Origin of the sequence: Hoyosella subflava DQS3-9A1 (assembly GCF_000214175.1) — a bacterium.
Taxonomy (GTDB): domain Bacteria; phylum Actinomycetota; class Actinomycetes; order Mycobacteriales; family Mycobacteriaceae; genus Hoyosella; species Hoyosella subflava.
On record NC_015564.1, the window covers coordinates 3,682,603 to 3,702,208 of the forward strand.

The 19,606-nt window shown below is 63.2% G+C and carries 14 protein-coding genes and 1 tRNA gene; 8 read left to right on the forward strand and 7 right to left on the reverse strand.

Features of this window, described 5'->3' with window-relative positions:
* Positions 1-40 precede the first annotated feature (40 nt).
* Together AS9A_RS17290 and AS9A_RS17295 are read right to left on the reverse strand one after the other, a co-directional pair.
* On the reverse strand, positions 41-1,297 hold the full coding sequence (locus tag AS9A_RS17290; protein WP_083826583.1) for a fatty acid desaturase family protein: 1,257 nt from the start codon (positions 1,295-1,297) through the stop codon (positions 41-43).
* A gap of 103 nt (positions 1,298-1,400) precedes the next feature.
* Entirely contained in the window at positions 1,401-2,594 is a 1,194-nt protein-coding gene (locus tag AS9A_RS17295; RefSeq protein WP_013808400.1) for a ferredoxin reductase, read from the reverse strand.
* Positions 2,595-2,781: 187 nt separating this feature from the next.
* On the opposite strand from AS9A_RS17295, the gene AS9A_RS17300 reads away from it, so the two are divergent.
* A complete protein-coding gene (locus AS9A_RS17300; RefSeq protein ID WP_041452140.1) occupies positions 2,782-3,402 on the forward strand; it encodes a TetR family transcriptional regulator in 621 nt (206 codons plus the stop codon).
* A gap of 4 nt (positions 3,403-3,406) precedes the next feature.
* On the opposite strand, the gene AS9A_RS17305 is transcribed toward AS9A_RS17300, so the two are convergent.
* Complete coding sequence (locus tag AS9A_RS17305) at positions 3,407-3,628, reverse strand: DUF3618 domain-containing protein (RefSeq protein ID WP_013808402.1); 222 nt, start codon at positions 3,626-3,628, stop codon at positions 3,407-3,409.
* A gap of 168 nt (positions 3,629-3,796) precedes the next feature.
* Between AS9A_RS17305 and bcp the strand changes: the two genes are divergently transcribed.
* The 3 genes from bcp to AS9A_RS17320 all read left to right on the forward strand — a co-directional run bounded on the left by bcp (position 3,797) and on the right by AS9A_RS17320 (position 6,270).
* Positions 3,797-4,270: a thioredoxin-dependent thiol peroxidase gene (gene bcp, locus AS9A_RS17310; RefSeq protein WP_013808403.1), complete on the forward strand. Its 474-nt coding sequence runs from the start codon at positions 3,797-3,799 to the stop codon at positions 4,268-4,270.
* 133 nt (positions 4,271-4,403) lie between these two features.
* Complete coding sequence (locus AS9A_RS17315) at positions 4,404-5,327, forward strand: type IV toxin-antitoxin system AbiEi family antitoxin domain-containing protein (RefSeq protein ID WP_013808404.1); 924 nt, start codon at positions 4,404-4,406, stop codon at positions 5,325-5,327.
* 265 nt (positions 5,328-5,592) lie between these two features.
* Positions 5,593-6,270, forward strand: a complete 678-nt coding sequence (locus AS9A_RS17320; RefSeq protein ID WP_148262622.1) for a TetR/AcrR family transcriptional regulator — start codon at positions 5,593-5,595, stop codon at positions 6,268-6,270.
* A gap of 48 nt (positions 6,271-6,318) precedes the next feature.
* On the opposite strand, the gene acpS is transcribed toward AS9A_RS17320, so the two are convergent.
* Together acpS and AS9A_RS17330 are read right to left on the reverse strand one after the other, a co-directional pair.
* Positions 6,319-6,711, reverse strand: a complete 393-nt coding sequence (gene acpS / locus AS9A_RS17325; RefSeq protein WP_041451180.1) for a holo-ACP synthase AcpS — start codon at positions 6,709-6,711, stop codon at positions 6,319-6,321.
* Positions 6,712-6,730: 19 nt separating this feature from the next.
* Positions 6,731-15,895 carry a fatty acid synthase subunit beta domain-containing protein gene (locus AS9A_RS17330; protein ID WP_407636576.1) on the reverse strand — a complete coding sequence of 3,055 codons (9,165 nt, stop codon included), beginning with the start codon at positions 15,893-15,895 and terminating at the stop codon, positions 6,731-6,733.
* 478 nt (positions 15,896-16,373) lie between these two features.
* On the opposite strand from AS9A_RS17330, the gene AS9A_RS17335 reads away from it, so the two are divergent.
* From AS9A_RS17335 to AS9A_RS17350, 4 genes are all read left to right on the forward strand, one after another.
* A tRNA-Leu gene (locus AS9A_RS17335) sits at positions 16,374-16,455 on the forward strand.
* Between the two features lie 121 nt (positions 16,456-16,576).
* On the forward strand, positions 16,577-16,954 hold the full coding sequence (locus AS9A_RS17340) for a hypothetical protein (RefSeq protein WP_013808408.1): 378 nt from the start codon (positions 16,577-16,579) through the stop codon (positions 16,952-16,954).
* Entirely contained in the window at positions 16,951-17,334 is a 384-nt protein-coding gene (locus AS9A_RS17345) for a DUF3817 domain-containing protein (protein WP_013808409.1), read from the forward strand. Before AS9A_RS17340 ends, AS9A_RS17345 begins: the two co-directional genes overlap by 4 nt.
* 51 nt (positions 17,335-17,385) lie before the next feature.
* Positions 17,386-18,120, forward strand: a complete 735-nt coding sequence (locus tag AS9A_RS17350; RefSeq protein WP_013808410.1) for an LpqN/LpqT family lipoprotein — start codon at positions 17,386-17,388, stop codon at positions 18,118-18,120.
* 5 nt (positions 18,121-18,125) lie between these two features.
* Here the strand turns inward: AS9A_RS17350 and AS9A_RS17355 are convergent, their stop codons facing one another.
* Together AS9A_RS17355 and rph are read right to left on the reverse strand one after the other, a co-directional pair.
* Entirely contained in the window at positions 18,126-18,761 is a 636-nt protein-coding gene (locus AS9A_RS17355; RefSeq protein WP_013808411.1) for a non-canonical purine NTP pyrophosphatase, read from the reverse strand.
* Positions 18,758-19,549, reverse strand: coding sequence for a ribonuclease PH (gene rph / locus AS9A_RS17360; protein WP_013808412.1), 792 nt, complete (start codon positions 19,547-19,549; stop codon positions 18,758-18,760). Before rph ends, AS9A_RS17355 begins: the two co-directional genes overlap by 4 nt.
* Between the last annotated feature and the right edge of the window lie 57 nt (positions 19,550-19,606).

Genomic DNA, 19,606 nt, shown 5'->3' on the forward strand with positions numbered 1-19,606 from the left:
ACAGGCGATGCCTGTCCGGGCCGATTGATCGCACGGTTACTTACGCGGCTGGGTCTTTCTCGACGTCAGCGGCACGCTCGATGATGACGCCTGCTGGCTCGTCCATCTTCACGAGCGCATCAGGAACCGCAAGCTTGAAGATCTTGCCCCACACTGAGCCGATCTGCTTGAAGAACGGTCCCTTGTTGTACGGGAGGCCGTACTTCGTGGCGATCCGCTCAACCTCAGGAGCCATCTCCGGGTAGCGGAAGGCCGGGATATCCGGGAACAAGTGGTGCTCGATCTGGTGCGACAGGTTGCCCGACATGATGTGGAACAACTTGCCACCGGTGATGTTTGCGGAACCCAGCATCTGACGCAGGTACCACTCAGCGCGGGTTTCGTTCGCGGTCTCTTCCTTGGTGAACACCTGGACACCGGTTGGGAAGTGACCACAGAAGATGATGCTGTAGGCCCACACGTTGCGGATCAGGTTGGCAGCGAAGTTGCCGGCCAGAGTGGTCGGGAACAGGGGCCCGGTCAGCGCTGGGAACATCACATAGTCCTTCAGCGCCTGGGGGCCTGCCTTGCGCACCCAGCCCTTGGCGAGTTCCTTGACCTCGTTCATGTCGCGCTTGCCCTGCACGACCTCTTCAGCGTGCATGTCATGGAGCATGACGCCCCACTCAAAGGCCATCATCAGCGCGAACGCGTACAGCGGGTTACCCAGGTAGTACGGGTGCCACTTCTGGTCCTTGTCCATCCGCAGGATGCCGTAACCGATGTCGCGGTCCATATCAAGGATGTTGGTGAACGTGTGGTGCATGTAGTTGTGTGAGTGGCGCCACTGATCGGCGGGACACACGTTGTCCCACTCGAAGACGCGGGAGTTGAGGCCCTTCTCCTTCATCCAGTCATACTGGCCGTGCATGACGTTGTGGCCGATCTCCATGTTGTCGAGAATCTTCGCGAGACCAAGGGAGGTCACGGCCAGCGGCCAAGCCGGCAGGACGTACATGAGGCCGCGACCCGCGACTTCGAGTGCCCGCTGCGCCTTGATGATCTTGTAGATGTAGTCGCGGTCCTTGTCACCCAGATCCGCGACAATGCGGGCACGCAGTTCCTCGAGTTCGCGGCCAAACTCTTCGACCTGCTCGTGGGTGAGGTGGACGGGCTCCTTGCTGTTCGAGCTGCCGCCCAGCGCCTTCGATGCCTTCGAAATAGGGGTGGTGGCCACCTTCGTCACGCGTCGACGGAGTTCCTTACCGGGTAGGGACGGGAGGGTGGGTGCGGACACTGGGAGTGTCAATACAGCCATGATGATGTCTCCTTAGGATGCTTCCGTTGGCGGCATCCATCCCCTGTTTTTGCTATGGGGATACCGTCACGGGTAGTGAACTGGGACTTTTGGACTTAGTTGATTAGATGTCGATCTCGACGTCACCCACAGCGCGGGAAACGCACAGCTGGATCGGCTCGTCAGGCAGATCGTTGATCTCGCCTGTCAGGAGGCTCTTGGTGCATCCCGTCTTCTTGACAGCCGTACAGGTGAAGCAAATACCCATGCGGCAGCCGTATTCGGGTGTCAGACCAGCGTCCTCAGCCTCCTCGAGCAACGAGGATCCGGAGTTCTCCCGATCGACACTGCTTCCACTGAATCGAATTGTGCCGGTAGCTTCTTCGGTGTCATCCGCGACTGCCGGGGCAGTCTGAAACTCTTCAGTGTGCAGGCGTTCACTCAGGCCCAGATCGTCGTAGAACTCGCGGATAGCCTTCATCATCGGAGGTGGCCCGCAGAGGAACGTCTGCGCCTCGCCGAACCACGGCGCTGCGGTGTTCACATGCTCGGATCCGAAGAATCCTTCGAGGTCACCGCCACCACCTGGCGCGGTAGACGCAATCAGAAGAGTCACATTCGGGTATTTCGAGGCGATGTCCCGCAACACGTCAGCGTGCGGTACATCAGCAACCGTGTCGCAGTAGTGGAGGAACGTGATATCTCCGGTGTATCCCTCGTCGACCAGCGTGCGGAGCATCGAGAGTACGGGTGTAATTCCGCTGCCACCGCTGAGCAGCAGCAGCTTGTCCGGGCGTTCCTGCGGGAGATGGAATATGCCAGCAGCCTGTGAAAGCTCGACGACTAGGCCGGGTTTCGCCTCATCACGCAGGTAGCGGGATACAAAGCCGTCAGGATGCGCCTTGATCGTGAGCTCGATCCTGCCGTCCTTGCTGTGCGCCGAGTTCGCCGGAGAGAAACAGCGGGTGTGGCGTACACCGTTGATCACAACACCGATCTGGACGAACTGACCGGCCTCAAAGCCCTTCCACTGACGTGTGGGCTCGAGTTCGAGCGTGACCGTATCCTTGGTGTAACGCTCAACCCGGGTCACCTTTGCGCGCAAATCGCGGACGGTGATCATGGGGTTGACGAGTTCGAGGTAGCGGTCGACAGCGTGCGGCGTTGCAAGCTTCTCCACTAGGCTTACCAGCGAGAACCGGGCCTTGAGAGCGGAAACTCGAGCGACCTTCTGGACCTTTTTGGCGGTCTTGGCGCTCGCGAACCGAGGCGGGTTAGGTGCGGTCGGCAGCGTCCGCGGCGAGATCGATGTCGTCATCGTTGTCTCCTCATCGTGTGTGCTGAACCTCCGGCACGGCCTCTCAGACCGACGCTCGAACTTTCAGTGAACGTGTGTACACCAAAGAGTGTGCCGACTCCTCAACCCTCATGTCAACAACCCCTTCCGTGATCCGCATGACAGTGTGTGCGCGTTCACCGGCCCGTTGCCCCCTAAACTGATTGATGTGACAGGGCCCGGTAGCAGATCTGAGCGCAAGGAACGTACGCGCCAGGCACTCCTTGATGGGACGCTCGAACTGCTCGATGACCGCAGCTTCGTCAGCGTCTCCCTGCGCGAGGTGACTCGCGCAGTTGGGATTGTGCCTACGGCGTTCTACCGGCATTTCGACTCCATGGAGCACCTCGGCGTCAATCTCGTGGAGATGAGTACGCGCGCGCTTCGCCAGATCCTCCGTGAGGCACGCCGCAACACCAACCCGACGATCCGGGACTTCCTCTCCATCATCGCCCGGGAGGTACGGGAGCATGAGCGGGAATTCCGCTTTATTACACAGGAACGTTATGGAGGCGTCGCCGAAATCAGACGAGCGATCGCCACCGAACTGCGCTTGTTCTCGCGGGAACTGGCGGCTGAGCTGGCGCGAATCCCCGCCATGCGCGATTGGGAATACGACGATATCGAATGGGTAGCAGACCTAGGGGTCACCGCAATCATCGCCATCGTTGACGATTTGTTGCGCGCAGACCCGCGAAACCCAGCTGAAGAGCGTGCCGCAATCAGCCGGGGCACGAACCAGCTTCGCGTGATCGCACTGGGCGTTGCTCAGTGGAAGCTGAAGGGCTAATTCCCTACCGGAAGATCCGCCAGAGAACGACGAAGACGAAAAGGACACCCACGCCCACGACCGCGATGCGTACTTCCGGTTCCTCCGACTTGGCGATCGCCTTCTCTTTTGCGTTATCGAGCACCCGACGCGGATTCGCACGAACCGTCAGTTCGTCTAGCGTGCTCGCAAGTTGCTCCCGGGCACGCTCGATGTCGCGTTCAATGCTTTCAGTGTCCCTCGACACGTGTCCTCCATCGTCGGCGAAACTATGTTCGCTCCTACCGTAGTAGAGAGATCGTGCGCGATGCCGCAGCAACCCCGAAAACGCCTAGTTATCCACAGGCAGTCTGGTTTGCACGGGTTATCCACAGCTTCGTTCCACGCGACACCAAGGTCCCCTACGCTTGCGACTGTGACAGAAAACAACCGTCTCAGCCCTGGCGATAACGCCCCCGCCTTCACCCTCCCCGACGCCGACGGCAAGCCCGTGTCGCTCGCAGACTACACAGGCCAGAAGGTCATCGTGTACTTCTACCCTGCCGCTGGCACCCCTGGGTGCACGAAGCAGGCATGTGACTTCCGGGATAACCTCAGCGACCTCAACGGAGCCGGTCTCACGGTCCTCGGCATCTCACCGGACAAACCGGAGAAGCTCGCGAAGTTTCGTGACACAGAAGACATTTCATTTCCGCTATTATCTGATCCCGAAAAGTCCACCCTCGCGGAATGGGGCGCGTTCGGCGAGAAAAAATTGTACGGAAAAACTGTTCAGGGTGTCATCCGGTCCACATTTCTCGTCGACGAACACGGGAAAATCGAGGTGGCGCAGTACAACGTCAAAGCCACGGGACATGTCGCCAAACTCCGGCGAGACCTGGCCGTATGACCGTGCGATGAGCCCCCGGTCCGGCTGACCGGACAACCATCCCATCAGCAACGCGTTATCCACAAGATGCGAGTTATCCACAATTCAACAATCAGTGTGGATAGGTGGTCACAGAATCGGGTGTCATGGAAACGTGACACCCGATCAGCATCTCACCAGGAAGTCAGCTCACGCCCGCGGAATCACCGATGACGAGCTGACCGCTCGGTGCCGCAGCGGACAACTCACGAGACTGCACCGCGGTCTCTACGTTCCAGCGTCAGTGCACAACTCTATGAGCCCAGCTGCGCGGCACGTGGTTGCCGCACGTCAGGTTCTCTCCGATGCCCGCGAGGGCGCTGTGCTCAGCCACAGCTCCGCTGCCCTAATACACGGGCTCCCGGTCTGGGGTGTCCCACTCGATCGAGTCCACCTGACCGCCGACGCAGCCAGCGGGGGCAAAGTCAGCAAACATCGAGTGCTGCACATTTCCCCTTTGCCGCCTGAACACCTGACCTACGTGGACGGGCACCTCGCGACAACGATCGCCCGCACAGTGGTCGACATCGCGAGGACAGCTGGTTTCGAGGCCGCCGTTGTCGTCGGAGACGCAGCCCTGCGCCGCGGCACATCGCGAGACGAGTTGCGCTCCGTCCTTGCGTCGATGCGCAGGTGGAAGGGACTGCCGGTGGCCCGCAAAGTGGTCGGCTTTCTCGACGGACGCAGTGAAAGTGTCGGCGAATCGCGCAGCCGGGTGGCCCTGGATCAGTTTCCGCTGCCGCCCATCGAGGTGCAGTACCCCGTCCGCGATGAGAATGGCATTCTTGTCGCCCGGGCCGACTTTGCGGTTCCTTCGCTTCGCGTCCTCGGCGAGTTCGACGGGCGAATCAAGTACGGGCGTGCACTTAATCCCGGTCAGCCACCTGAAGAGGTGCTGTGGAAGGAAAAGCAGCGCGAAGACAAGGCTCGCGATCTCGACTGGCAATTCGCTCGGTGGATCTGGCGTGAACTAAGCACGCCAGAGGTCATCTACGCGAAAATTCTCCGCGCGGCGGAGCGAGCCGGCCGCAGGTTCTAGTCCATACACCCACTCCCCGGCCACACACCCGCTCTCCCGGCCACACACCGACTGCAGAGGGGTCCTGGTCGGTACTCGCGGTGTATGGCCGAAGGGAGCCGGCCGAGGGAGCCGCCGAGGGCACTGGTTCTGCCCGGTTCGGGCAAAAACTGGCGGGTACGGATATCCTTCGGGCGTGGAGTCGTCGACGGAGAGCCGCCCGAGGGGTGCAGTGAGTTCCCCCGCAGCCGATGCCGATGATGTGAACCCGAACGAATCGGACGCCATCACCAGGAGCAGTGAAGGATTGTCATTCCCCGCGCCCTCCGGCACCCCGGAGGAGTTGCTGCCTCGACGCCGCCCTGCGCAGGAGCGAAGCCGGCGGAAGTTCGAGGCAATCCTGAGTGCGGCGCGTGAGCTGCTGGTCGAAGAGGGCTTCGAATCCTTCACCTGCGAGGAAGTGGCAAACCGGGCCGGTGTGCCGATCGGGACGCTCTACCAGTTTTTCGCCAATAAGTATGTGATCGTCTGTGAACTCGACCGCCACGATCTTGTGGGTGTGCAGCGTGAGCTCGCTGCCTTCCAGAGCATGGTCCCGACCATGCAGTGGCCGGTCATTCTGAACAGGTTCCTCGACCACCTCGCGGACCTCTGGCTGAATGACCCTTCTAGGCGCGCTGTGTGGCTCGCTGTGCAATCAACACCAGCGACAAGGGCCACCGCTGCGATCTACGAGCGTGCGCTCGCTCAGCAGGTCTCAGAGCTTATCCAGCCCCTCTTCCCCTCCGCGGACACGGCTTTCCGGCAGAAGATCGCCGAGGTACTTGTTCATATCGCGTACTCGATGTTCAATTTCGCGGTGCGTGACGGGCAGAACCACCCGGAGGCGGTGGGTGAACTCAAACGCCTGCTCAGTGCCTACCTCTTGCAGACTGAGCGGGACCTTCGCCGCAAGCGCACATAGTAAAAGCCCCGAGCACTGGATGCGGCGCTCGGGGCTTCATCTTTTCGGTTATGGATCTTCGATGATGACGAAGGCTCCTGCCATGTCCCCGTCGTGGGTGAGGGAGACATGGATGGTGGCGTCGCCGATGTACCCGGCGATGTCACCTTTCACCACGAGGCTCGGCCGGCCCCAGTTGTCGGTGAGCACTTCGATCTCGCTGAAGCGAACATTCGACATCACTGGTGGCCGGGCGAACCGGGACCCTGACCAGGCCTTGATCAGGGCCTCTTTCGCGGCCCACCGTGCGGCGTAGTGGCGTGCTGGATCGTCGGCGACGCTCGAGCAGTATCGCCGCTCGCCCACGGTGAAGTTCTGCAGCATCGTGGTGCCTGGGTGTGTGAGCTGTTCTGCGAACTCACTCACACACACCAGGTCAATCCCGATACCTCGTACGGCCATTCCGGTCACGGCACGCCAGTTACCGGGATGGAGCTACCGGGTACGTGCCGGACTCACCGAGGCGGGCCTCCGGATCGAGGAGCAGCGCGGCCTCAGACTCGCGGACCTGAGACTCGAACCTGCGGTTCTCAGGGCGCTCGTACAGTGCCGGCCCACCGACCATGGCAGCCGCGATACGGCGGCGGCCGTCGGCGACGCGCTTGCCTGCCCGGGCCAGGTAGTCAGCGGCCCGCTCTTCACCGAGTGCCTGGAGGAACGCCTCCTGGTGAACGATCGCGACGAACGCGGACACGTGCCCGAACCCGAGGCTGGTCACCAGACCGACCTTCAGCGGCAGCTTGTCACCCAGTTTCAGTGCCTCACGCACCCACACCAGGTGGGGATGCTCAGCGAGGACGTCGTCGACGCAGTCGAGGCTGCGGTTCGGCGGAACCACGCCCTGGGCGAGGACCTGGCAGAGACCGATCATCTGGAACGCTGCCGCACCGCCCTTCGAGTGACCGGTGAGGGACTTCTGGGAGACCACGAACAGTGGTGCGCCATCCGACCGTCCGAGAGCGCTGGCAACGCGCTCGTGCAGTTCGGACTCGTTCGGGTCGTTCGCGCCGGTTGACGTGTCGTGCTTGGAGATCACCGAGATGTCGTCCGCGGTGACGCCGAGCTTGCCGAGTTCGCGAGCGAGCTTGGAAGCCTGGCCGCCACGGCCAGCACCGAGCGCACCGATACCGGGTGCCGGGATGGACGTGTGTGCACCGTCACCGAAGGTTCCGGTCCAGCCGACCACACCGAGCACCGGCAGTCCCAGTTCGAACGCGACGTCACCGCGCGCCAGCAGGATGGTGCCGCCACCGTTGGCCTCGACGAATCCGCCGCGGCGTCGATCGTTGGCGCGTGAGAAGCGCCGCGGATCGATGCCCTTGTCCAGCATCGCCTGGGTGTGGGCGGTCGCGTTCATGTCACCGAAGCCGGTGATGCCTTCGACTCCAAGGTCATCGAAGCCACCGGCGACCACGAACTGGGCCCGTCCGAGCTTGATCTTGTCGAAGCCCTCCGAGACCGACACTGCTGCGGTCGCGCATGCCGCCACTGGGTGGAGCATGTCGCCGTAGCTGCCGACGTAGGACTGGACGACGTGAGCCGCGATGACGTTCGGCAGGGCTTCCTGCAGGATGTCGTTCGGCCGGTTCTCGCCGAGGATCGCGTCGATGTAGAGCGAACGCATCGACTTCATGCCGCCGATGCCGACGCCCTGCGTGTTGGCGACCTCTGCCGGGTGGACCCAGCGGAGCAGTTCGGATGGCGTGAATCCGGAGCTGAGGAACGCGTCCACCGTGGTGACCAGGTTCCACAGTGCGACCCGGTCGATGGAGTCAGCCAGCTCAGCTGGGATGCCCCAACGGGTTGCGTCGAAGTTCAGCGGGATCTGGGCGCCGACGGTGCGAGTCATTTCGACACGCCGCGGGACGCGGATCTCGGTGCCAGCCTTACGGGTGACCTGCCATTCACCGGACTCCAGTGATTCGATGACCGTGGAGTCTGGTGCTGCGGAGACGAATGCACGCGCTTCTGCCTCGCCGCTGACCGTGAAGGTCAGGTCCTTGTCGAGGAAGACGGAGCTGAGCAGCGGCTGGGTGCCGTCCTGCAGTGCCCCATCGTTCTCGTACGGCCGGATGCCGCACTGCTCGACGACGCGGTCGTGGTAGAGCTCCCAGATGTCCTCTTCAGCGACCTCGTCACCGGATTCGGCATCGTACCACGCTGGCTTCGGATCGTTGTGCCAGGTGATGAGACCCGTGGTCCAGGCGAGTTCCAGGACACCGGCCGCCGACAGTTCTTCGGAGACCTCCATCTCGAAGCGGGTACGCGCCGAGCCGTACGGTCCGAGTTCCCCGGCGCCGACGATGACGACCATGTCGGCGGGGTCCGCCGCGACCTTGCTCCAGCCGAGACGGCGTACCGGGTCAGCTGCAGGTGCCGGTGGCAATGCGCCGACGAGGTTGTCGGCCTCCGCTTCGCTCTCTTCCTCTGCCTCTTCCTCGGCTGCCGCCTGTGCCTTGCCGGCCAGCGCAGAAAGGTCGAGGTCAGCGGTGTCGAGTCCGCCGGTGAGGTTCAGGACAACTGGCTCGGACTCCGCATAGCTGCGGGCGTCCGCAGTGCAGCCCTTGAGCAGCTCCTGGGCCATGTCTGCGGTGGACCAGGTCGTGACGCCCGCAGCCTCGACGAAGCGAACCAGCGGGTCATTGCCGCCCATGAGTCCGGTGCCCCGGACCCAGCCGATCAGTGCGTGCGTGAAGGTGACACGCTGCGCCCAGCTCGACTCGGACTTCCACTTGGCGATGATCGCGTCGAACGCGGCCTTGGACTCGCCGTAAGCACCGTCGCCACCGAAGATGCCGCGGTTCGGTGAACCTGGCAGCAGGACGTGCAGCCGGTTGTCGATGTCGTTGTCCTTGCCGATAGCTGACAGGCCGCCGATCATCTTCTCCACCGACCACAGCAGAACGCGCATCTGCAGTTCCGCCTTGGCGCCCGCATCGGCGAGGTCACCGCTGACGCGTGGCGCCGCGAACGGAACCAGCATCGTCGGGGTGAGTGCCTTTTTAAGCACCTTGGTCTCCGGGCCTGCACTGATCGCGTACTCGCTGCCAATCCAGTCGACGAGTGCATCGACGTCGCTGAACGCTGCCATGTTGGCCGGGACGACCCACAGGGTGGCTCCAGCGCGGGCATTCGCCCGGTACAGCTCCTTGTAGAAGCCGACCCGATCCGAGTTCAGGCGGGAGGTGGTTGCGATAACCGTTGCGCCGCCGTTCAGCAGGTCCCCGGCCACTGCCGCGGCGATGGAACCTTCGCTTGCACCTGTGATGATCGCGACCTCTGAGGCCCACTTTCCGGTCGAGGTGTCCTCGGCTTCAGCAGCCAGACGCGAGTAGGTCTCAACAAGACCGGGACGTCCAGCTTCCTCTGCCTTCCGGGCCCACCAGCGCGCCTGGGTGGCGATGATCTGACCAGTGCCGGTGAACGTGCCAGCTGAGTCAGCGTTGTCGCCGATCCAGAGCTTCGCGAGGTCTTCGCGAGCGCTCGCCCAGCGGTCGTCGAACACGACTGCCTTACGTGCATCGAATCCTGGCGCGACCTGGCGTGCCCAGTCGCTGCCGAGTTCCTGCGCGACCAGCTCAGCAAGCTCAGCGGATGCGTCGTCGGAGTCGGCGAGGGACTTCGGTGCGGAAAGGCCCAGCTCTTCGAGAAGGTGGCGTGCGGTCGACGCGAGGACGCCATCCGGTCCGGTGATCGACTCGGTGAGAGCCGAGACCGTGGCCGAGTCGACGGTCCCGCCGCCGGCGCCAGCTGCGGAAGGCTTGCCCACCGTGACACCGTTGCGTGTTGCGACGGACTGCACGGCCGCGTCGATCAGGTCGTCAGCCGTGCTGCCGCTGATGCTGCCGAGTTCACCACCGCGCGAGCTTGTGCCCTCGCGGGTTGCGAGCGCCAGCTCCGCGGTGACGTGCTTCACCCAGCCTGGGCCCAGTTCCCACACGTCGGTGACAACGTCGCCGATGTACGCGGGGCGCTTGCCCGTCGGGCCGAAGACCTTACGGAGCTGGTCACCGAACGTGTCGGTGAGCACCGGGCCGAACGGCTTGTAGGTGCGGGCGAGCTTGTTGACCGTCTGCGACAGGGTCGGGATGTCCGCTTCTGCGGCACCATCGATCGCACCGAGCCCCAGTTCGGAACCGAGGTCGAGAAGCACCTGGTTGCGGCGTGAGGAGACACCGTCGCACAGCGCCTCGATGGTGTCAGCGGAACCGATCTGCTCCGGCCGCAGCTTCGTCAGCGACGCAATGAGCGCGCGTGTGGCGTCTGCGGCACTGAAGGGCAGGTCGTCCGGACGTGGACCACCAGCAGGTGCAGTAGGTGCTGCTGGAGCGGGAGCCGCTTCCGGTGCTGGTGCGGCGGCTGCCTCAGGAGCAGTTGCCTCGGCTGGCTCATCCTCGATGTCGTCGTCGAAGTCCTGGCTCTCATCCTGGCTCTTCACCGCGAGCGCGTCACGCTCGACGTTGAAGACCTCAGGCTTCGCGACGAATCCGGGCAGGGCCAGCGTGGACTTCGCGAGGTTCGCGAGGGTCGGCGCACTTCCGGTGCCGATCTCCACGAATCGCTCAACCGCGACGCCACCTTCGAGTTCATCGGTGAACAGCAGGTCTTGAGTCTCGATCCACCGGACGGGACTCGCGAACTGCCAGGCCAGCAGCTCGATCAGGATCTCGCGGCACAACGCGACAGGCTTGGCGGTCCAGCTGTCGAAGTCAGCGAGAACTGCCTTCATCGGGTCTGAGTCAACGAGGTCGGCGATCTCCTGAACGAAGTCCCGGCCGAGGTTGAACAGCCGTGGCACGAGGTTCGGGATGTAGCGCCCGACGAGGATCTGCGGGTCGATGTCATGCGGAACGAGTTCGCGCAGCTTCTCCCGGAACTCTGGCACACCGCCGAGCAGAACCGAGGAGTGGAACGGCACGTCGATACCAGGGACCAGGATGAACGCGCGCTTACCGCCGAGAGCGGTGCGGCGTGCGTCGATGTCGGACTCGAGCACCTCGAGACCCTTGACGGTACCGGCAATTGCATACTGTGAGCCGCGCAGGTTGTAGTTGACGACCTGCAGGAACTCACCGGTCTCTTCGGCGATGCCGTCGATGTACGCGGTGACGTCGGAATCTGCGATACCGGCCTGCGACGGGCGGATCGCGCCGAGACGGTAGTCACTGCGTCCCTTAGCGTCGCGCGGAACAAGCGTGTGCATCGCGGAGCCGCGGCGGAACACGAGTTCTAGCACGGCCTCGAGCGGCAGCACCTCGGCAACCGCGGCGAGCGCGTTGTACTCACCGACGGAGTGGCCGCAGTAGTACGCGCCTTCGATGAACGCGCCGGATTCCTTCAGTTCAGCGATCTGCGCGAGACCGAGGGTGGCCATCGCGACCTGTGTGAACTGGGTCAGGAAGAGCACGCCGTCCGGGTGGTAGTGCTTCACGCCGCGCGCTTTGACCTCGGTCGGGTTGTCTCGAACGATCGCGAGGATCGAGAAGCCGAGAACCTCACGGGTATGCGCGTCGGCACGCTCCCACACTGCCCGAGCCGCCTTGGAGCGGCTCATCGCGTCGAGTCCCATGCCCTTGTGCTGGATGCCCTGGCCAGGGAAGGCGTAGACGACCCGCGGCGGCGCCATACGAGCGGTGCCGATCATGACGGGAGTGTCGCCGACCTTGCAGGTCACCTCGACGATCTCGCGGCCGGAATCGATGCTGATGCGCTCAACCCGGACGTCGATGGTGTCGCCGGGCAGCACCGGGGAGAGGAAACGGGTTGTCCACGCCTCGATGGCGGGGAACTTGCGCTCATCGCTGCTGATGTCGCGCCCCGAGAGGACGTGCTGGGCAGCTGCTGAGAGCCACATGCCGTGCACGATCGGGCCGGGCAGCCCAGCAAGTGCAGCTGCACCGTCGCTGGTGTGGATCGGGTTGTGATCGCCTGAGATGCGGGCGAACGCACGCATTGCGGTCGGGGCCTTGAAGCTGACCTTGCGGATCATCTTGCGTGGCGTGCTTTCCGCGCTCTTGCTGGCGACCGAAACCGGGTCGGTGAGCGATGCGCTGCCGGTGCGGTTGCGAATCGCAAAACGCTCGGTGAGCGTAGCGATCACATCACCGGCGGTGCGGATTTCAACCTCAACCTCGATGACGCGGCCAACCTCGGCGTCAACAACGCGGCCGAGCTTCGCACGCACGTCCAGCATGACAGCTTCCGTGGGCAAGCTGCTGAGCAGCGACGCGTTGTGATCGAGGTGGACGAGATCGAGCAGACCCTCGACGCATGGTGATCCATCGGCAGCCTCAGCAGCACCGATAGCTGCGAACACCGCTGGCCAGCAAGTGCCGACGAGAACGTCCGGTACCGTGCCGGGCATCATGTCGGACCCGATTCCGGTCGCTGTGACGGCAGCGTGGTCGGCGACCAATTCTGGCTGGTAGGTCGTGGTGAACTCGGCGACTCCGTCGACGACCGCGGGCAGTTCACCGCCGCCTGCAGCGATCTCGAGCAGCGCGCTCATCGCGGCGCTTGTGTCCTCAGCGGTGACGATCGGAGCACCACCTGTGGCGCACGACGCGGGAACGGTAAGGCGCAGCGAGACCTTGCCACCTGGTACCGGGCACTCGAGGTGAGCGACGTTCTGCCCGCTAGCACGCAGGACGGCACCAGTAGCGGCGTGCCGAGCAAGGTCGTCCGAGACGATTTCCCAGCTTGACGGCGGACCGATGCGGAACACGGGGTTCTTGGTGAGGCGGGTTCCCCAAATGGCGTCGGGCGCGGCGAGGAGAATGCCGAGAGCGCCATCGGCGTCCGCGCGGCGGCGGCTCGTCACCTGAACGGGCTCAGCGCCGACGGCCTTAACCGTGGCCCCATTGTCGACAGCCTCGACGGTCGCATCCTCGAAACGCTTGAGAATGTCAGCGACTGGCTCGTCTGCCTTGGTGATTCCTGCGACGGATACGGTGCCGGGGATGACACATACCTGATCGGCGCTGTAGCGCGGATCGTGGGCCTGCCACAGTGAATCTGACCGCCACCAGCGGCGTACTTCGGCGTCGATGACGGGAACGAAGTTGACTGGCTTGCCGGGTGTGCGGCAGAGCGACATGAAGAATGGAACGTCGCCGGGGTGCAGCACGGTGGTTGCAGCCTCCGGGTAGGCGACCGCAAGCTCAGCGATGGCGGCGTGTGGCCGCTCCAGGTGCACGGGGTCGGAGAACAGCGAGGCGATACGTCCGCGGTCCGCTGGGTTCAGCCGTGCCTCAGCGCGGCGGATCATCGATGCGAAGCGCTCACGCCAGGTCTCGTCAATCCATACGGACTTGACAGTGTCCTCCGCGTCCGAGAAGTCACCCCCGATGTCGAACGCATGCTCGGCCGCGCCCACGGTCAGTTCGACGTAGCGCTCGAGCCATTCTTTGTAGGTCATTTCTGCGACATCACCGAAGTACGGCTTCGCTGTGCCATTGAGCGCGGCGACGATTTCATCGCGGCGGCGCTTGACCGCCGCTGCGTCGCCCGCAACCTCGTCCAGCAGGCGGCCGGTCTTCGAAGCGGTGTTGTCGACCTCGTGAATGTCTGCGCCGAGCTGGCTGCGCCCGGAGGACATGCCGTTCTCCGCGCCGCCGGCGGGAATCCAGTCCGGCGTGCCCTGCGTCTCGACGAGCAGCTTTTTGACCTCAGGCGAAGTGGTGGCTTCGAGCGCTGCCATCGCCGCCGTGCCGATGAGGATCGAGTCCACTGGCATGGCGGGGAAGCCGTGTGCAACAGACCAGCGTCCGGTCAGGTAGTCGGCAGCACGCTCGGGGGTTCCGATTCCGCCGCCGGCGGCGATTACGACGTTCGGGCGAGAGCGGAGTTCGGCGTAGGTCTCAAGGAGGAGATCATCAAGATCTTCCCAGGAGTGGTGGCCACCAGCCTTGCCGCCTTCGATCTGGACGATGACGGTCTGGTGCGGAACCTCCGCTGCGATCCGGATGACCGAGCGGATCTGGGTGACGGTGCCCGGTTTGAACGCGATGTAGGACAGGCCAGCGTTGTTCAGGTCCTCGATGATCGACAGCGCGTCATCGAGTTCGGGAATGCCTGCGGTGATGGTCACGCCGTCAAATGGGGCGCCAGCGACGCGCGCCTTCTGCAGCAGGCGCTTACCGCCCACGTGCAGCTTCCAGAGGTACGGATCGAGGAACATCGCGTTGAGCTGAACGGAACGGCCCGGGTCGAGTATCTTCTTCAGATCCTCGACACGGTTGTTGAAGATCGACTCGGTTACTTGGCCGCCGCCTGCGAGCTCTGACCAGTAGCCAGCGTTCGCGGCCGCTGCGACAATCTTCGCGTCTACGGTGGTGGGGGTCATACCGGCAAGGACGATCGGCGACCGACCGGTGAGCCGGGAGAAGCGGGTTTCCGCAACCTTGGTGCCGTCAGGAAGCTGAACGACCCGCGGCGCGAACCGGGTCCACGGGCTTGGCGCCTCGGGGGCTGCACCGGGGGTGAAGAGGTTACGGTGTCCGCCGCGCGTTCCGGCAGGAACTACCGCGATGCCCAGTCCGCGCACAGATGAGGCGGTCAGACGCGCGAAAACGTCGCCGGGACCCACATCGAGGAGCCATTTTGCGCCGGTGTCGGCGAGGCGCTCGACTTCAGCGACCCAGTCGACAGGATCGACGAGCGCGCTTGTCGCGAGACTACGGGTGAGGTCAGTGTCGATGCCGCATTCTTCCGCCCATTCCACGGCGAGTTCGACGGCCGCGGACATGGAGGGGTGGTGGAAGGCGACCTCTGCTGCGATGGGGTCGAAGACAGGCGCGAAGATTTCGCCGCCGCGCGTACGCTCGGCACGCTCTTCCTTCTCCTTCGCAGCGATCTCGGCGCAGCGCAGACGGATACGCTCGATCTGCTCAGGGCGGCCGGAGATGACCACGCGGCGACGGCCGTTGCGGATAGCGACGACGGGTGCGAGGTCTGGGTGCATCCCGCTCGTGGCCTCAGCGACAATATCGGCGATGCGCTGCGGGTCTACCTTGGAGACGGAGACCATAGCCGAGTGCGAGCCTACGGACCGCAACCCGCGGCGGCGGCCGGTCAGTGATGCAGCTGCACCCATCAGCTGAGCGATGGCGAGGAGCTCTGCGTTGCGGGTGCCGCCCTGGCGCAGAACCTCAACACCCAGCACACCCTGTGAGTGGCCCGCAGCGCCCGCGGGCGCGACCTCTACGGTGTCAAGGCCTTCAAGTTCGAGCAGTCGCAGGGCCGCAAGCTGCGCGAGGAAGACGCCTGGAAGGGAAATCGCCGCTGTCTGAGTGTCGATCCCCGCCTCTGGCTCCTCGGCCCATTGAAGTGGCGAGAACTCGGAGCGCACGATCTGGAGTTCAGCCTCCACCGGCGCGAGCATCGCGTTGGCCTCGGAAACGAGATCGGTGAGTTCGGGGGCAAAGCCGCCGTCATGAATGAGTTCGCGGATCGCGGGCAGCCACTCGGCGCCCTGTCCTCCGAAGCTGATGGTGTACGAAGTGCCACTGCGGAATTGGGCTGCTAGCGCAAGAGTGTTATTAGCTGTTTGTGAACTGCGGGATGAAAAGGTCGGATGATCGCTCAGGGTCACTGTTCGCTCCTGGTTGTAGACGTGCCTGGATGGACCCGGGTGAGGATCACTACCCAGGCGGGGTGTTAGGGGTTCAGGAGGCGACGTGACGTCACACGCTCGACACTGCGATGGGCGATGTGCGTCCGTTCACGCGCTGAACCCAGAGTGGCACACATTCGTGAGGATTTCCTCATGTTCTAGCCGGACGACTTTTTCTACTTGCGAGTAGCTTCGCGAGCGATCATGAGGATTCCCTCAAGTTTCGCCATTTTGGCCGTTCAGAAAGGGTTTTCAGCGCCGTTTGACATCAAAACGGCCTATGTCAACGTTATCAAATCGTTACATTGACTGTAATCTAGGCCACAGGCACTATCTCGCAATGAGAGAAATCCCAGTTCAACGGTACTTTTTGAGCCCTACTGGCAAATGGCAACCCGAAGACGTAATCTTTAGCCCGTCAACCTGTGGCCTTTGGTCAGGCCGCGAGTGCGCGCGAGTGGCGGAATTGGCAGACGCGCTGGATTTAGGTTCCAGTGTCTTAGGACGTGGGGGTTCAAGTCCCCCCTCGCGCACAAGCTTTCAGGCATGGTCTGGCATTCGTGCCATGATGCCTAGATCCAACGGGGTAATCACTGCGCCAGTTCACCAGTCCGTGTGCGCGCTCACATCACTTCTGCAGGTACCTTTTAATACGTGGCCGAACCAAGCAGATCGCCGAGGCTAGCGCTGATCATCTTTGTGATCGTCGGCGCTACTGCGTGCCTCGTGCTCGGCTGGTGGCAACTGCAGCGCTACGAATCCGCCGCAGGATCAGCACAAAACCTCGGTTATGCGCTGCAATGGCCACTCTTCGCCGGATTCCTCGTGTACGCCTACTACCGGTTCGTGCGCCTCGAGAAAGAAGAGGAGAAAGGCGAACCAGTACAGGGCCCTCCTCGCGAGGTGCCCGAAGACGTCCTGCCTCCACGCCCGGCGCCCGCGGGACACGCAGACGAGGATCCCGAAATCACCGCGTACAACGCGTATCTCGCAGAACTCTCTCAACATGACCGCGATAGGAGTACTTCGTGACATCTGAGCGTGCCGCGAGCGCGTCGAGCACGGTATCCGCGTCCGGAACGAGCGGGCAGCTTCCGGCCCGGGTCAGTTCGGCGCTCACGCGATACCGCGTTCTTGCCATCACCACCGGCATCTGGCTACTCGTCCTCACCGTCGAGATGATCATGAAGTACCCGATGAATATGGATCTCCCCGAGTGGGCGCGCATCATCCCCATAGTTCACGGCTGGGTGTACTTCGTGTACCTGATCATGGCGACAGATCTCGCAGTGAAAGCGAGATGGCGACCTTTCCCGACGATCGGTGTATTACTCGCGGGCACGGTGCCCTTCCTCTCCTTCTATGTCGAGCATCGCGTGACACAGAAGGTCAGAGCCGGGCAGCGTTTGTGAATCGCCCGGCGGGACTTTGACATGGGTAGCCTCCCGGGATATGTAACATGCATGACAAACCGTCCCCTGGTTCGGATTTCCGGAATCGCTGCAGCCGCCATCATTCTTGGCGGATGCGCTGCCGACAACGGGGACACGCCTGACGGCTCACCTCCCGCTCCGCCTACGACAGTGGCGGTTTCAGTACCTCCGGCGGCGGCAGCAACTACTACGGAGGCTGCCGATACAGTAGAGCCGGAACCCGCCTACTCGATCGCCGACTACCTTGCGGAGAACGGCATTGGCCGGACTCCCCTTGCTGCCGGAACTGAGACTGGACCGGCTGTCGAGTTCGATCTGCCAAGCGGCTGGGAACTCGCAGCGCCCGGAATGTTCCCACAGTCATACGTCGCTGCGGTCGGCACTCAGTGGGAGTCTGAGCATGACCCCGGACCACTGCCCGCGGCCGTCCTGACGGTGCTTCGCCTCGATCGGATCGTCGACCCCGAAGACTTACTGGAACATGCCGGCGGAGCTGTCGCCAATCTTCCCGGCTTCGAAATCGCTGTGGACGACCCTGACTCAGAGATCAGCGGGTTGCCATCGTACGCTCTTTCGGGTGAATACCTCGATGATGAGGCGGGGTACATCGCCATCGTCGAGCGTACCGTCATCGCGGAGGACGACGACGCCTCATATGTCATCCAGCTGCGCGTCACGGCACGATCGCACGACGCCGAGGCGGTGACGGACTCGGTCCAGGAGATAGACGGAAGTCTCACCGTCACTCCGCGCACCGAGGAGTAAAGAACTTAGCTGCTCGCCCAATGCGCCAGTGCCGGCACCAGTTTGCGCAACGCCTGCCCACGGTGCGAGACAGCGTCCTTCTCATCGGCTGTCATCTGTGCCGCAGTGCGTGGCGTTCCACCCTCTTCGACAGGGAGCGCTTCATTTGGGATGAAAATAGGGTCGTAACCGAAGCCCCCCTCGCCGTACGCCTGCGTGGCGATCCTGCCCTTCCACGTCCCCCGCACAACGGTTTCGACCCCGTCTGGAACAACAAGCGCACACGCGGACACGAACGCGCCGGACCGCCGCTCTCCAGTTACGTCCCGCAACTGACCGAGCAAGAGACGGTTGTTCGCATCATCGTCGCCATGCTCGCCAGACCAGCGCGCAGAGAGAACTCCCGGCATCCCATGCAGCGCAGCCACTTCCAGCCCTGAGTCGTCGGCCACGCACGCGAGACCAGTCGCCTGCGCACCGTCTCGGGCTTTCGCGAGGGCGTTCTGCTCGAAGGTCTCGCCGGTTTCAGGAGATTCCGTGTACGGTTCAACGTCTCCGAGCCCCACAAGTGTGATGCCGGCGATGCCCGCAACATCGAGGATTCGGCGCAGCTCAGCAAGCTTCTTCTGGTTACGGCTCGCGACGAGCAGAGTCTTACTCATTTGGATCCGAACGACTTCCGCTTGGGAGCGCTGGGATCGGGCTTCGGAAGTTCACCCGGGTAGGGCGCAGCCAGCGCTTCGTTCTGCACGACGAACAGCTGTTCGCAGCCCTCGAGCGCCAGGTCGATCAGTTTGTCGAGAGTCGACCGCGGGAACGTCGCGCCCTCACCCGTCCCTTGGACTTCGACGAGGGTACCCACGTCGGTTGCAACGACATTGAGATCCACCTCAGCGCGAGAATCTTCCTCGTACGGAAGGTCGAGCCTGACCCGCCCGTCGACAACTCCGACACTCACAGCCGCAATAGCGCACGAAAGAGGTTTGGGATCCACTAGCGCGTCGGCCGCGCCGAGGTAGGTCATCGCATCGTGGAGCGCGACGTAGGCCCCGGTGATAGCTGCCGTGCGCGTTCCGCCGTCAGCCTGGATAACGTCACAGTCGACCGTGACGGTGCGACTGCCGATAGCGCCGAGGTCAATGCACGCACGCAGCGATCGGCCAACCAGTCGACTGATCTCCTGCGTCCGGCCACCGAGTTTGCCGCGGACCGATTCGCGGCCACTCCGGGTGTGCGTTGCCGAAGGCAGCATCGCGTATTCGGCGGTCAGCCAGCCTTGCCCAGTACCCTCTCGCCATCGCGGCACGCCCTCGTCAATTGAGGCGGTACACAAAACTCGCGTCTGCCCGAATTCCACGAGCACGGACCCAGCCGGGTAGTTTGTGAACCCCCGGGTAATCCGAACGGGACGGAGTTCGTTGTCTTCTCTGCCATCATCACGTCTCGTCACACAACGAGCCTAACTGTTCCGTCCGACAACCCGCCGCGGACGCCCTGACAACGTGCG

What these genes read in the sequence shown, in the direction of transcription:
- AS9A_RS17290 (WP_083826583.1), bottom strand. Translation starts at nt 1,297, where the DNA reads ATGGCTGTATTGACACTCCCAGTGTCCGCACCCACCCTCCCGTCCCTA.
- AS9A_RS17350 (WP_013808410.1), top strand. Translation starts at nt 17,386, where the DNA reads ATGACAAACCGTCCCCTGGTTCGGATTTCCGGAATCGCTGCAGCCGCC.
- AS9A_RS17295 (WP_013808400.1), bottom strand. Translation starts at nt 2,594, where the DNA reads ATGACGACATCGATCTCGCCGCGGACGCTGCCGACCGCACCTAACCCG.
- AS9A_RS17355 (WP_013808411.1), bottom strand. Translation starts at nt 18,761, where the DNA reads ATGAGTAAGACTCTGCTCGTCGCGAGCCGTAACCAGAAGAAGCTTGCT.
- acpS (WP_041451180.1), bottom strand. Translation starts at nt 6,711, where the DNA reads ATGGCCGTACGAGGTATCGGGATTGACCTGGTGTGTGTGAGTGAGTTC.